General features: G+C 65.7%; 12 protein-coding genes. 6 read left to right on the forward strand and 6 right to left on the reverse strand.

Annotation, left to right across the window (positions count from 1 at the left end; all coding sequences use genetic code 11):
- Positions 1 to 32: 32 nt before the first annotated feature.
- Together IVA91_RS02250 and IVA91_RS02255 are read right to left on the reverse strand one after the other, a co-directional pair.
- Positions 33 to 1298 (reverse strand): D-amino acid dehydrogenase, encoded by a 1266-nt coding sequence (locus IVA91_RS02250; RefSeq protein WP_247280833.1) that lies wholly within the window; start codon positions 1296 to 1298, stop codon positions 33 to 35.
- A gap of 71 nt (positions 1299 to 1369) precedes the next feature.
- A complete protein-coding gene (locus IVA91_RS02255; protein ID WP_247280834.1) occupies positions 1370 to 2698 on the reverse strand; it encodes an aspartate aminotransferase family protein in 1329 nt (442 codons plus the stop codon).
- A 159-nt stretch (positions 2699 to 2857) separates the two neighbouring features.
- Between IVA91_RS02255 and IVA91_RS02260 the strand changes: the two genes are divergently transcribed.
- Complete coding sequence (locus IVA91_RS02260; protein ID WP_247280835.1) at positions 2858 to 3406, forward strand: cupin domain-containing protein; 549 nt, start codon at positions 2858 to 2860, stop codon at positions 3404 to 3406.
- Between the two features lie 144 nt (positions 3407 to 3550).
- Here the strand turns inward: IVA91_RS02260 and IVA91_RS02265 are convergent, their stop codons facing one another.
- From IVA91_RS02265 to IVA91_RS02275, 3 genes are read right to left on the reverse strand one after another with little or no spacing between them, the layout of a single operon-like run.
- Positions 3551 to 5812 carry a xanthine dehydrogenase family protein molybdopterin-binding subunit gene (locus tag IVA91_RS02265; RefSeq protein WP_247280836.1) on the reverse strand — a complete coding sequence of 754 codons (2262 nt, stop codon included), beginning with the start codon at positions 5810 to 5812 and terminating at the stop codon, positions 3551 to 3553.
- A complete protein-coding gene (locus IVA91_RS02270) occupies positions 5805 to 6860 on the reverse strand; it encodes a xanthine dehydrogenase family protein subunit M (RefSeq protein ID WP_247280837.1) in 1056 nt (351 codons plus the stop codon). The genes IVA91_RS02265 and IVA91_RS02270 overlap by 8 nt, the downstream gene beginning before the upstream one ends.
- A complete protein-coding gene (locus IVA91_RS02275) occupies positions 6857 to 7354 on the reverse strand; it encodes a 2Fe-2S iron-sulfur cluster-binding protein (RefSeq protein WP_247280838.1) in 498 nt (165 codons plus the stop codon). Before IVA91_RS02275 ends, IVA91_RS02270 begins: the two co-directional genes overlap by 4 nt.
- 238 nt (positions 7355 to 7592) lie before the next feature.
- Between IVA91_RS02275 and IVA91_RS02280 the strand changes: the two genes are divergently transcribed.
- Entirely contained in the window at positions 7593 to 8234 is a 642-nt protein-coding gene (locus IVA91_RS02280) for a TetR/AcrR family transcriptional regulator (protein ID WP_247280861.1), read from the forward strand.
- Positions 8235 to 8289: 55 nt separating this feature from the next.
- Here the strand turns inward: IVA91_RS02280 and IVA91_RS02285 are convergent, their stop codons facing one another.
- Positions 8290 to 9555 (reverse strand): MFS transporter, encoded by a 1266-nt coding sequence (locus IVA91_RS02285; RefSeq protein ID WP_247280839.1) that lies wholly within the window; start codon positions 9553 to 9555, stop codon positions 8290 to 8292.
- A gap of 176 nt (positions 9556 to 9731) precedes the next feature.
- Here IVA91_RS02285 and IVA91_RS02290 point away from each other — a divergent pair, with 176 nt between their 5' ends.
- The 4 genes from IVA91_RS02290 (at position 9732) to IVA91_RS02305 (ending at position 13318) form a co-directional block, all read left to right on the forward strand.
- Positions 9732 to 10151 (forward strand): hypothetical protein, encoded by a 420-nt coding sequence (locus tag IVA91_RS02290; protein WP_247280840.1) that lies wholly within the window; start codon positions 9732 to 9734, stop codon positions 10149 to 10151.
- Between the two features lie 73 nt (positions 10152 to 10224).
- Entirely contained in the window at positions 10225 to 10521 is a 297-nt protein-coding gene (locus IVA91_RS02295) for a hypothetical protein (RefSeq protein WP_247280841.1), read from the forward strand.
- Positions 10522 to 10530: 9 nt separating this feature from the next.
- A complete protein-coding gene (locus IVA91_RS02300; protein ID WP_247280842.1) occupies positions 10531 to 11970 on the forward strand; it encodes a TolC family protein in 1440 nt (479 codons plus the stop codon).
- Between the two features lie 13 nt (positions 11971 to 11983).
- Positions 11984 to 13318 carry a copper oxidase gene (locus tag IVA91_RS02305; protein WP_247280843.1) on the forward strand — a complete coding sequence of 445 codons (1335 nt, stop codon included), beginning with the start codon at positions 11984 to 11986 and terminating at the stop codon, positions 13316 to 13318.
- Positions 13319 to 13320 lie beyond the last annotated feature (2 nt).

The following is a 13320-nucleotide window of genomic DNA, read 5'->3' on the forward strand; positions in this document are numbered from 1 at the left end:
CGCTGCGCTCGCAATGACGAGCGGATGGAGCTTCACCCAAACCGATGCGCGTACCGGTCCACCGTCAGCGCGCTGACGTCGATGTCCGGCTTCCGGCCCGACAGCATGTCGGCGAGCACGCGCCCCGAGCCGCAGGCCATGGTCCAGCCGAGCGTGCCGTGGCCGGTGTTGAGGTGGAGGTTGGCGTATTGCGTTGGGCCGATCACGGGCGGGCCGTCCGGCGTCATCGGGCGCAGGCCGCTCCAGAAGGTCGCCTTGGCGAGATCGCCGCCGCGTGGAAACAGGTCGGTCAGCGAATGATCGAGCGTGGCGCGGCGTGCATCGTAGAGCTTGCTCGAATAGCCGGAGATTTCGGCGGTGCCGCCGACGCGGATGCGATTGCCGAGGCGGGTGATCGCGACCTTGTAGCTCTCGTCCATCACGGTGGATTCCGGCGCGCCGGAGGCGTCCTTGATCGGCACCGTGATCGAATAGCCCTTCACCGGATAGACCGGGAGCGAAATGCCGAGCGGAGCCAGGAGCCGCGACGACCAGCTTCCGAGCGCGAGGACGTAAGCGTCTGCCTGCAACAGGCCGGCACTGGTCGCGACACTGCTGACCCGCGCGCCGTCGGTGACGATGCGATCGATGCTCGTGTTGAACATGAAGCGAACGCCGAGCGCCTCGGCATGCTTGGCCAGCGCCTGCGTGAACATGTGGCAGTCGCCGGTCTCATCCTGGGGCAAGCGAAGCCCGCCGACGAACTTCTCCTTCACGCCGCCGAGCGCCGGCTCGACCGCGATGCAGCCCTCGCGGCTCAGCAACTCGAAAGGCACGCCGTACTGCTTGAGCACGGCGATGTCCTCAGCCGTGCCATCGAGCTGCGCCTGATAGCGGAACAGCTGCAGCGTTCCCTGCGAGCGTTCGTCATACTGAATACCGATGTCGCGGCGCAGATCGCGCAAGGAATCGCGGCTGTATTCCGCGATCGGGATCATCCGGCTCTTGTTGACCGCATAGCGCGCGCTGGTGCAGTTGCGCAGCAGCTTGAGCAGCCAGACCCACATGACAGGATCAAGCTTCGGCCGGATCACCAGCGGGCCGTGCTTCATCAACAACCACTTGACGGCCTTCACCGGCACGCCTGGGCCGGCCCAGGGCGAGGAATAGCCGGGCGACACCTCGCCGGCATTGGCGAAAGAGGTCTCCAGCGCCGGCTCCGGCTGGCGGTCGACGACCGTCACCTCATGACCAGCACGCGCAAGATAATAGGCAGAGGTGACACCGATGACACCGCTGCCGAGGATCAAGACTTTCACGCTTCGTCAAACTCCCGCGGCATCACGCGCGCCGCTGCAAGAAGAAACTCCGTGAACCGCGGGAGCAATTATCAGGCCACCTTCTTGATGGCATCGCCGAGGATCGAGACCATCTGGTCGATGTGGCTCTTCTCGACGATGAGCGGCGGCGACATCGCGAAGCTGTCGCCGCTCATGCGCAGGTAAAGCCCGGTGTTGAAGCAGTCGACCATCACGTCATAGCCGCGCGCGCCGATGACGCCGTCGCGCGGCGCGAGCTCGACCGCGCCCATCAGGCCGCAATTGCGGATGTCGACGACGTTCGGCAGCCCCTTCAGCGAATGCAGCGCATCGCGCCAATATTCGGCGATCGACGCGCCGCGCGTGAGCAGGCCTTCATCCTTGTAGATGTCGAGCGTCGCGATGCCGGCGGCGCAGGCGGTCGGATGCGCGGAATAAGTGTAGCCGTGGAACAGCTCCATCTGGTTCTCGGGGCCGACCATCAGGCCGTCATGTACCTTGCGGCTCGCGAACACCGCGCCGCAGGGAATGGTGCCGTTGGTGATGCCCTTGGCCGTCGTCATCAGGTCCGGCGTGACGCCGAAGAAGTTGGCGGCAAACGGCGTGCCCAGCCGGCCGAAGCCGGTGATGACCTCGTCGAAGATCAGGAGAATGCCGTGCTTGTCGCAAATCTCGCGCAGGCGCTGGAGATAGCCCTTCGGCGGCGGCAGCACCGCAGTCGAACCCGGCACCGGCTCGACGATGACGGCGGCGATCGTCTCGCCACCGTGCAGGCCGACAAGGCGCTCGAGATCGTCGGCAAGCTCGGCGCCGTGCTCAGGCTGATCCTTGGCGAAGGCGTTGCGGGTGAGATCGTGGGTGTGACGGATATGGTCGACGCCCGGCAGCAGGGTGGCGAAGGCGCGGCGATTGGCGACCATGCCGCCAACCGAGGTGCCGCCGAAGCCGACGCCGTGATAGCCGCGCTCGCGGCCGATCAGGCGGGTGCGGCTCGCCTGACCGTTGGCGCGGTGATAGGCCAGCGCGATCTTCAGCGCGGTGTCGACCGACTCGGAGCCGGAGTTGGTGAAGAAGACCCGATCGAGGCCCTTCGGCGCGATCTCGGCGAGACGCTCGGCGAAATCGAACGCCAGCGGATGGCCCATCTGGAACGACGGCGCGAAGTCCAGCGTCATGAGCTGGCGCTCGACCGCAGCCGCAATCTGCTTGCGGCCATGGCCAGCATTGACGCACCACAGGCCGGCGGAGCCATCGATCACCTTGCGGCCATCGACGGTGGTGTAGTGCATGCCCTCGGCCGAGGAGAACAGGCGGGGCGCCTTCTTGAACTGACGGTTGGCCGTGAACGGCATCCAGAACGAGTCGGTCTTGATAGTGTTCGGAATCTGATGAAGGGTCACGGCCGCGCTCCTTTGCTGACCTGCCAGCAGAGCCACGGCTTGCAAAGCGCAACAAGTCCTTTTCTGATCAGCTGCAAGCCATTGATTTAATTGGAGCTGCCGGTCCATATTTGCGCGATCCGCAACACTTGCAACACGGACCAAGGCAAGGACCAAGGCATGAGCGTCGACATCGGTGGACGGCTGCGATTCATCCGGGCGCGCAACAAGCTGTCGCAGCGTGAGCTGGCAAAACGTGCCGGCGTCACCAATTCGACGATCTCGCTGATCGAATCCAACCAGATGAACCCCTCGGTCGGCGCGCTCAAGCGCATCCTTGACGGCATCCCGATGGGGCTCGCCGAGTTCTTCGCGCTGGAGCCGGAGTCGAGGCGCAAGATCTTCTACCGCGCGGAGGAACTGACCGAGGTCGGCAAGAAGCCGATCTCCTACCGGCAAGTCGGCGACAATCTGTTCGGCCGCAGCCTCCAGATCCTGAAGGAGCGCTACGAGCCCGGCAGCGACACCGGGCGCGTCCACCTCGTCCATGACGGCGAGGAAGGCGGCATCGTGATCTCCGGAAAGCTCGAAGTCACCGTGGAGGACGAGCGGCGCATCCTCAACCCGGGCGATGCCTATTATTTCGAGAGCCGCCGCCCGCATCGCTTCCGCTGCGTCGGCGGCAAGCCGTGCGAAGTGATCTCGGCCTGCACGCCACCGACGTTCTGATACGGGCGGTTCGCCCCCTCTCCCGTTTGCGGGAGAGGGTTGGTGAGAGGGTGTCTCCGCCGAAAGATTCTCTCTGCGGAGAAAGCCCTCACCCGGCGCTTCGCGCCGACCTCTCCCGCAAGCGGGAGAGGTCAAGAAGAAGCCTCAACGCTGCGTCAGCAACTCCTCGATCCGGATCGGGAAGCGGCGGACACGCACGCCGGTCGCATGCCAGACCGCGTTGGCGACCGCGCCGGCGCTGCCGGTGATGCCGATCTCGCCGACACCCTTGATGCCCAGCGCATTGACGTGGGGGTCATGCTCCTCGACCGTGATCACGTCGAGCGGCGGCACGTCGGCATTCACGGGGATGTGGTACTCGCCGAGATTGGCGTTCATGATGCGGCCGGTACGGCGGTCGGTGATGGCCTCCTCGTGCAGCGCGAAGGACAGACCCCAGATCATGCCGCCGAACAGCTGGCTCTGCACCATCCGCGGATTGACGATGCGTCCCGCCGCGAAGGCGCCAACCATGCGGGTGACCCGGACCTGACCCAGCTCGGGATCGACCTTCACCTCAGCGAACACCGCGCCGTGGGCATGCATGGCGAATTCCTCCAGCGCCGCAGGGTTCGGCGCGCCGGTGCCGCGCGCCTCGACCTCGGAGATGCCAGCGCGGGCCAGGATCTCGGCATAGCTCTCGCCACGGCTTTCGTCGTCGCGTCGAAACAGCTTTCCGTCGCGCGCAACTACGCCGGCATTGCCGGCGCCGAACAGCGGCGAGCGCTCGTCATTGGTGGCGAGATCGGCGAGCTTTGCAATCACGGCCGCCCCGGCGCTATGGATCGCCGCACCCGCGGTCGCCGTGTGCGCCGAGCCACCAGCGATGCCCGCGTCGGGCAGGTCCGAGCTACCGGCCTTGAATTCCACGCGGTCGATGTCGAGCCCGAGTTCGTCGGCCGCGATCTGGGCCAGCGCGGTCCAGGCGCCCTGCCCCATGTCATGCGCGCCGATCTCCATGGCGCCGGAGCCATCACGGCGGATCACCGCGCGCGCTTCGGCCTGGAACATCAGCGCCGGGAAGGTCGCGGTGCCCATGCCCCAGCCGACCAGCAGGCCGGCACCGTCGCGCATCTGCCGTGGCGGCAGCGGACGCTTCGCCCAGCCAAACCGCGCCGCGCCCTGCTCGTAGCAGGCGCGCAGCGCCTTGGACGAGAACGGTTTTCCGGTGATCGGCTCGACCTCGGCATAGTTCCTCAGGCGGAAAGCGAGCGGATCCATGCTGCAGGCCCAGGCCATCTCGTCGATCGCACTTTCGAGCGCGATCGATCCCGTCGCCTCGCCAGGCGCGCGCATGAACAACGGCGTGCCGGTGTTGACGCGGACCGCGTCATGTGTGGTGCGGATTGCAGGCGCCGCATAGAGCGTGTGCGAGGCATCGGCCGCGGGCTCGTAAAAATCATCGAACGTGCTCGATACGGTTCTGGCGTGATGATCGAGCGCGGTCAGGCGCCCCTCGCCGTTCGCGCCGATGCGCAGCCGCTGGCGCGTCGGCGCACGGTGACCGACCGGGCCATACATTTGCTCACGGCGCAGCACGAGCTTGACCGGCCTGCCGACCAGCTTCGCCGCCATCAAGCCGAGGATCTGCGGACCGGTCAAGAATCCCTTCGACCCGAAGCCGCCACCGAGAAAGGGGCTGCGGATGTGAATCTTCTCGGGCGCGAGGCCGAACAGCTCGGCGACGCGCGCGCGGGCCATCACCATGGCCTGGCTCGGCGTGTCAATGGAGAGTGTATCGCCGTCCCAATGCGCCACGATCGCGTGCGGCTCCATCGCGTTGTGATATTGCGGCCTCGTCTCGTAAACCGCGTCGATCTGCTTCTCGGCAGAGGCAAGGCCCGCCTCGACATCGCCGTGGTGATGCGCCGCGGGGTTGCCGACGCCGACCACCGGCGGCACGAAGCTTTCGCCGGCGTCGAGGCCGACAAGCGGGGGCAGCGTCTCGTATCGCGGCGCCAGCAGCGCCGCGCCTTCCGTTGCGGCCTCCAGCGTCTCCGCGATCACGACGGCGATCGGCTGGTTGGCGTAGCGGACCTCATTGCTCTGCAACACCTCCATCCGAAACACGAACGGGTTGGTCTTGATGTCCGGGTCGATCGCGAGCGCTGGCTTGTGGTCGGGGGTCATGACGTCCACGACGCCGGGATGGCGCTTGGCGGCGGCGACGTCGAGCGAGATCACGTGACCCCGCGCGATACTGGCCACGGCCATCACCGCAAACAGCATACCGGGCGGATGATTGTCGGCGGCATAGGTCGCTCGCCCCGTGACCTTGAGGACGCCGTCACGGCGCGTCAGCGGTTGGCCGATATTCGAGCCGTGGCGCAGATGGGCGGGCGCACTCGTGAGATTGAGCTCAGGCATGGACGGCTCCGGAAGTCGAAGCAAAGGGAGAGGCCGGCAGCGCCGGCAGGCGCGCGGGCGTGCCCGCCGCGGCCAGGGTCAACGCGCGCACGAGAATACGGCGCGCGAGCTCGATCTTGTAAGCATTGTCACCGGACGGCTTTGCATCAGCGAGCGCGCGCCAGGCGGCGTCCCGGAAGGCGTCGGCCGTGGGCGCGACACTCCTGAGAACGTCCTCCGCGGCGCGGGCACGCCAGGGCTTTGCCGCGACGCCGCCAAGCGCAAGCCGCGCCTCGGCGATCTTGCCGTTCTCGATCCGCAACGCGGCCGCAGCCGATACCACGGCAAAGGCATAAGACGTACGCTCACGAACCTTGAGATAGCGCGCATGCGCGGCAAAGCTGCGCGCCGCAGGCGGCAGGCGCAGCGCAATGATGAGGTCGCCGGGTTCGAGCGCCGTATCGCGCTCCGGGGTGTTGCCGGGCAGGCGGTGCAGTTCGTCGAGCGCGATCTCGCGCCGGCCGGTCCTGCCCTCGATCTCGACAACGGCGTCGAGTGCGACCAGCGGGACGCAGAAATCGGACGGATGCGTGGCAATGCAGCTCTCGCTCCAGCCGAGCACGGCGTGACTGCGGTTCTCGCCGTCGCGGGCGTCGCAGCCGCGGCCGGCCTCGCGCTTGTTGCAACGGCTCGCCGTGTCATAGAAATACGTGCAGCGCGTCCGTTGCAAGAGATTGCCGCCGACCGTGGCTGCGTTGCGCAACTGCGCGGATGCACCGGAGAGGAGCGCTTCGGCGACCGCGGGATACGATCTCGCGAATTCGGAATCATGCGCGAGATCGGCGTTGCTGACGAGCGCGCCGACGCGCAACGACCCGTCGGCGAGACGTTCGATCCGATCGAGTCCATCAAGATGCGTGACGTCGACGAGACGATTCGGACGGCTGACGCCGCCCTTCATCAGATCGAGCAGATTGGTGCCGGCGGCGAGATAGACGGCGCCCGGCTGGGCCGCGGCGGCAATGGCCTCGGCAACCGTGCCGGGCCTGACATAATCGAACGGCTTCATGCGGAGCGCCTCTGATTGGATTCGTCCATGCGTGCTTGTGCGTCAAGCACGGCATCGACGATGCCGGCATAGGCGCCGCAGCGGCACAGATTGCCGCTCATGCATTCGCGGATGCGCTCGGGATCGTTGCCGGCCTGCGCTTCACTCATCATGCCGATGGCGCTCATGATCTGGCCGGGCGTGCAGAAGCCGCACTGGAAGCCGTCGTGGGCGATGAAGGCGGCCTGCACGGGATGAAGCTGGTCGCCGCGCGCAACGCCTTCAATGGTGAGAATGTCGGCGCCATCATGACTGATGGCGAGCGCGAGGCAGGAATTGATGCGCTTGCCGTCGACGAGAATGGTGCAGGCGCCGCACTGGCCGCGGTCGCATCCCTTCTTGGTTCCGGTCAGATGGAGGCGCTCACGCAGAAGATCGAGCAGCGTGACGCGCGGGTCGTCGAGGTCGAAGTCGCGCCGCACACCGTTCACGGTGAGGCTGATGGAGTGGTTCATACAAGGCTCCGATCAGATTTGGTCATGAGTCATCGCGCAGCGTGCCACCGCCGTGGCCGCGGCCGATACACATCGGCCAGGCGGGAGCCGGGCCAACACTCGAGGGAAGATACGGAGGCACCCTCCGCTTAACAAGGGCCGTCGCGAAAATATTGGAATTCGTCAAAGCCCGTGCGCAAACAAGGCGATGCAGCTAGCCAGGGTTCAATCTAACCAATTCGTGATCTACACTGCCGGCATGGACGACCAGACCGACCAGACCCGGAAGCCCCGCGCCGATGCCGTGCGCAATCGCGAGCGCGTGCTCGAAGCCGCGAAAGCCGTGTTCAGCGCGGGCGGCCCGGAGGCGAGCCTCGAAGCTGTGGCAAAGCGTGCCGGCGTCGGCATCGGCACGCTCTACCGGCATTTCCCGACACGCGAGGATTTGTTCGAGGCGGTCTACCGCCGCGAGGTCGAGCAGCTCAGCGAGCTCGCCGAGCATCTGCGAAGCGCCAACGATCCGGTCGACGCGCTGCGACGGTGGCTGCGCTCAGCCGTCGAATTCGTTGCCACGAAGAAAGGCATGTCGGCCGCGCTAGCGCTGACCTATCAGAGCTCGTCGGAGCTCGCCGCCTTCTCGATGGAGCGGCTGACCAAGGCGATCGGCTCATTGCTCGACCGCGCCGTCGCAGCCGGTCAGATGCGCGGCGATGTCAGCCCGGAGGACCTGCTCAGGGCCCTGATCGGCATGTGCTACATGCACGACCAGCCCGGCTGGCAGTCCTCGGTGCTGCGCATGCTCGATGTGTTCGTGGACGGGCTGCGGGTGCAGCCCCGCACCAAGGCCAGGACGCGCGCCGCCGCCAAACCCGCGAAGCCGGGCGCAAAGCGCAAGCGATAGCCGACAGCGGCTACAAGATCACCGGAGGCTCGCTGCTGAAAGCTGGACAGGAGGCCTAAGTCGCAAAGCCCGGGCCAGCCTTTGTCGCGTTCATCCGCGAGCGGATCAGCAGCAACACGACGATGCCGATGTTCAGCGCGTTCCACGCCACGCCGTTCGCAAACGCCGCGGCATACGAGCCGGTGGCATCGAAGATGACGCCGGACACCCAGCCGCCGAAGGACATGCCAAACACGGACGCAAAGATCACGATGCCGACGCGCGTCGCGGCTTCGCTCGCCGGCATCGCCTCGCGCACGATGATGGCATAGCTCGGCACGATACCACCCTGGAACAGGCCGAACATCGCGGAGATGAGATAAAGCGAGGTGAGGCTGTCGAAAAACAAATAGAACACCAGCGCAAAGCCTTGCGCCAGCGATCCCACCAGCAGCGTGCGGATACCGCCGATCTTGTCGGCGAGATAGCCCGAGCCGATCCGGCTGACGATGCCGCAGCCCATCATCAGCGACAGCATCTCGGCGCCGCGCGCGACGCCATAGCCGAGATCGCCGCAATAGGCGACGATATGCACCTGCGGCATCGCCATGGCGACGCAGCAGGAGATGCTGGCAATCGAGAGCAGCACCGTCAGTGTGTTGGTCGACAGCTTCAGATCGACTTGGGGCGGCGGTGCATTGGCGTGATCGCGGATATGATCGTCGCCCATCTGCGCGCGGAGGACGAGGACGAGAAGTGCCATCGTGCTCGCGCAGACGATGCCGATGCCGATATGGGTATAGCGCCAGCCGGCGGTCTGTGTGCCCCAGCTCACGATCGGCGGCCACATCGTGCCGGCGACATAATTGCCACTGGCGACGATGGTCACGGCTAGCCCCCGATAGCGCTCGAACCAATGCGAGGCTTCCGCCATCAGCGGCGCGAAGGTCGCGGAGGTGCCAAGGCCGATCAGGAAATACGCCGCCACGAACTGCCAGAGCTGAGTTGATAAGCCCGCGAGCACATTGGCGACGCCGAGGAAGGCGATGCTGATTGCCATCGCGGGCACGATGCCGAACCGGTCGGTGATCTTGCCGGCGATCACGCCGCCCAGCCCGAAACCGAACATCATGAGCGTGAAGGCCAGCGACACCGCGCCGCGTGTGGCACCGAATTCCGCCTGCACCACGGGAATCACGACCACGACCGCCCACATGCCGACGGCGCCGATCGAGCCCATCACAAGCGCAATCGCGAGCCGCACCCAGGCCTGACGGGAATCAGGCGTGAAGGAGGCCGGTCTCTGTCCTGGGTGATTTGGCGCAAGCACGGTCGGGACCATGTTCGCTGGACGCTTTATGGTCAAGCATCGTGGCGCGATATTGGGCATGCGCGGTGCACTGCGGTAAGAAGGAGCTTGGCGAAGGCGCGTTTTGTCATTAATTTGCAATCAGCGTGTGCAACACCGCCGCGCGGGGAACTTAACGACGCAATATGTTGCTGCGATTGACACGATCGATGCGGATCAAGCTGGGGCGCTTCGTTGCCTTGGCCTATCTGTTCTGCGTGGTCGCGCCGGCAGCAGGCCTCGCCTGGAGCAATGGCCCGGCGCCCTGCCTGGATGAGGCCGTGCTGGCTGACCTCGTGCCGGCGCATCATCAGATGGCGGCCAGCCACGCCCATGACGGCACCTCGCATCACCACGCCGGATCACATACGCATCACCAGACCGCCGAACAGGACGCGCCAGCCTCGCATCATCATGGCGGCAAGGGAACAGTCGGCCCCTGCTGCGCGATGATGTGCGTGAGCGCGCTGCCGGCCGATCTGCCCAGCGTGGCCAAGCCGCTTCTGCCTGTCTCCGCCTGTGCACCCGAGATCGTGGCGATCCTGCACAGCGCAGCGCCGCCCCTGCACTACCGTCCTCCCATCGCCTGATCTGACGCGACGGCATCAGGTCGAGCGCATCCGCGCGCGCGCCTGTGGTCTTACGACAGATCAGGGATGAATCATGCTTACGCTTTCCGGGGCGAAGTCCGCGGCAGCACTCGCTGCGCGTGGACGACACTTTCGACACGATTGGCCGCTGCTGGCCTTGGCGCTGGTCTTGGCCGCATTGGCGTTGTCCGGCTGCATGCCGGCAACGATACCCGTCGCCAGTGCGGACCCTGCCGATCCCGCGGCCAAGGTCGCGTCTGTCGGCTATCGGTCGACGATTGCGCCCTACACGAGCCTGCGGCCTGCGGCGCCGGCCCCATGGCGCGGCCGCAACGACGCGGTCACACCGCAGCCAAAACAAGAACAGTAGGAGCGCGCCATGATACATCATCTCGCGCGCCCCCTGCTCGCTCTCGCCGCGCTCGGCCTTTGCGCGGCCGGTCTTGCCGGCTGTGCTGCGTTCTCGCCCGACAGCGGCATGACGACAGTCTCGGAGCTGACGAATCAGAGCATCAACAAGGACGTCGCCTTCGTGCGAACAACCGAGGGCGCCGGCGCGGTTGACGGGCGCGTGCGCCAATTGCTGTCGCGGACATTGACCGCAGATGCTGCCGTGCAGATTGCGCTGCTCAACAACAAGGGATTGCAAGCGGCCTATAACGAGCTGGCGCTCGCCGAGACCGATCTGGTCGAGCAGAGCCTGCCGCCCAATCCCGTGTTTTCGATCTCGCGGATCTCAGGCAATGGCGCCAGCGAGATCGAGCGCCAGGTAGTCGGCGATATCCTTGCGCTCGCCACCCTGCCGTTCCGCTCCGACATCGCGCGCGACCGCTTTCGCCAGGCCCAGTTGCGCGCCGCACTGGCAACGCTGCGGCTCGCCGCCGACGTCCGCAGCGCTTATTGGCGCGCCGTTGCCGGCAACGAGATGGTGGTGCTGCTGACCGACGCGAAAGCGACGGCGGAATCGACCGCACAGCTCGCGGTCAAGCTCGGTGAGACCGGCTCACTCAACAAGCTCGACCAAGCACGCGAGCAGGTGTTTTACGCCGAGACCACCGCCGACCTCGCCACTGCACGGCAAACGACGGCAAGCGCCCGCGAAAGGCTCGCGCGCCTGATGGGGCTGTGGGACGGCGGCCTCGACTTCCGCCTGCCCAACCAATTACCGCCGCTGCCGCGACGCCCGCACGCGTTGCCCACGATCGAAGCCGACGCGGTCGCACATCGCATCGACTTACAGATCGCGCGGCTGGAGCTGACAGCGCTGGCGAAGTCGCTGAACCTCACCGAGGCGACGCGCTTCGTCACCCTGCTCGATCTCGCCGGCATCTCCCGCCGCACCCGGGATCCGGAAGGCCCCCCGTTTCGCGAGCGCGGCTTCGACGTGCAGTTCCAGATTCCGCTCTTCGACGGCGGCGAGGTGCGCGTGCGGCAGGCGGCGGAGATCTACAACTTCGCCTTCAACCGCCTCACCGAGCGCGCCGTCAATGTGCGTTCGGAAGCACGCGACGCTTATCGCATCTATCGTTCCAGCTACGACATCGCCAGCCACTACCAGCGCGAGATCGTCCCTTTGCGAAAAATCATCACCGAGGAGATGCAGCTGCGCTTCTCCAGTATGCAGGTCGACATATTTGCGCTGCTCACCGAGGCACGGCAGCGCCTCGCGTCGCTGCGCGGCGCCATCGACGCCAAGCAACGATTCTTCCTCGCGCAGTCCGGCTTGCAGACCGCCGTCAATGGCGGCGGCTCCCCTGCAGCCGGCAGCGACAATCCAACCACCATCGCCGCGGCAGCGCCTGCCGATGGCGGCCACTGAGATGGAGGCCAGCATGTTTTCCCGCCGAGGATTTTTGGGCACTGCCGCGCTCGTCAGCGCCTCCGCGATTCAGGGCCGCGTCCAGGCCGCTTCGATTCCGGAGGCTGCGCATATGGACAAGGTGGTGATGCAGCCGCCGCTGCATCCGATCAGCGGCCCGGACTATCGTCCCGTGGTCACGCTGAACGGCTGGTCGCTGCCGTTCCGCATGAACGGCGATTGGAAGGAATTCCATCTCGTCGCCGAGCCCGTGGTGCGCGAATTCGCCGAAGGCATGAAGGTGAATTTGTGGGGCTATAACGGCCAGTCGCCGGGCCCGACCATCGAGGCCGTCGAGGGCGACAAGCTCCGCATCTTCGTCACCAACAAGCTGCCCGAATACACCACGGTGCACTGGCACGGCATGATCATTCCCAGCGGCATGGATGGTGTCGGCGGGCTGAACCAGCCGCATATCCAGCCGGGAAAAACCTTCGTCTATGAGTTCGAGATGAAGAAGAGCGGAACCTTCATGTATCACCCGCATTCCGACGAAATGGTGCAGATGGCGATGGGCATGATGGGCATGGTCGTCGTGCATCCGCGCGATTCGAGCTTCCGGCCCGTGGACCGCGATTTCGTCTTCGTGATGAGCACCTATCGCGTCGATCCCGGCACCTACCTGCCGCAGGTCAACGAGATGACCGACTTCAACATGTGGACCTGGAACGCGCGGGTGTTTCCCGGCATTGATCCGCTGCCGGTCAGGCTCGGCGACAAGGTGCGCGTGCGCATCGGCAATCTCAGCATGACCAATCATCCGATCCATCTGCACGGCCACAGCTTTGCCGTGACCTGCACCGACGGCGGCTGGATTCCCGAGAGCGCGCAATATCCGGAGACGACGACGGACGTACCGGTCGGCGCGGTGCGCGTGTTCGACGTGCTCGCGGACAATCCCGGCGATTGGGCGTTCCATTGCCACAAGTCGCACCACACCATGAATGCGATGGGCCATGACGTGCGCAACCTGATCGGCGTATCGCGCAAGGATCTCGCCAAGGCCGTCGGCAAGCTCGCGCCCGACAGCATGGCGATGGGCTCGACCGGCATGGCGATGGGCAACATGGAGATGCCCGCGCCCGACAACACGCTGCCGATGATGACCGGTACCGGCCAGTTCGGGCCGATTGAGATGGGCGGAATGTTCACGGTGATGAAGATTCGCGAGGAGCTCGCACGCGACGACTATCGCGATCCCGGCCCCTACCAATTCCCGAAAGGTACCGTCGCCTATGAGGTCACGCCGCCGGCCGCAGAGCCGGCACGACAAAAATCAGGCAGTCCGCCAATGAAGCACAAGATGTGAGC

This window comes from Bradyrhizobium sp. 153 (genome assembly GCF_023073835.1).
Lineage (GTDB): Bacteria > Pseudomonadota > Alphaproteobacteria > Rhizobiales > Xanthobacteraceae > Bradyrhizobium.

Excerpts from the sequence above, each read along its gene's own strand:
- IVA91_RS02275 (WP_247280838.1), bottom strand. The coding sequence starts at position 7,354 with ATGAACCACTCCATCAGCCTCACCGTGAACGGTGTGCGGCGCGACTTC.
- IVA91_RS02285 (WP_247280839.1), bottom strand. The coding sequence starts at position 9,555 with ATGGTCCCGACCGTGCTTGCGCCAAATCACCCAGGACAGAGACCGGCC.
- IVA91_RS02295 (WP_247280841.1), top strand. The coding sequence starts at position 10,225 with ATGCTTACGCTTTCCGGGGCGAAGTCCGCGGCAGCACTCGCTGCGCGT.
- IVA91_RS02280 (WP_247280861.1), top strand. The coding sequence starts at position 7,593 with ATGGACGACCAGACCGACCAGACCCGGAAGCCCCGCGCCGATGCCGTG.
- IVA91_RS02260 (WP_247280835.1), top strand. The coding sequence starts at position 2,858 with ATGAGCGTCGACATCGGTGGACGGCTGCGATTCATCCGGGCGCGCAAC.
- IVA91_RS02290 (WP_247280840.1), top strand. The coding sequence starts at position 9,732 with ATGCGGATCAAGCTGGGGCGCTTCGTTGCCTTGGCCTATCTGTTCTGC.
- IVA91_RS02300 (WP_247280842.1), top strand. The coding sequence starts at position 10,531 with ATGATACATCATCTCGCGCGCCCCCTGCTCGCTCTCGCCGCGCTCGGC.
- IVA91_RS02265 (WP_247280836.1), bottom strand. The coding sequence starts at position 5,812 with ATGCCTGAGCTCAATCTCACGAGTGCGCCCGCCCATCTGCGCCACGGC.
- IVA91_RS02270 (WP_247280837.1), bottom strand. The coding sequence starts at position 6,860 with ATGAAGCCGTTCGATTATGTCAGGCCCGGCACGGTTGCCGAGGCCATT.
- IVA91_RS02305 (WP_247280843.1), top strand. The coding sequence starts at position 11,984 with ATGTTTTCCCGCCGAGGATTTTTGGGCACTGCCGCGCTCGTCAGCGCC.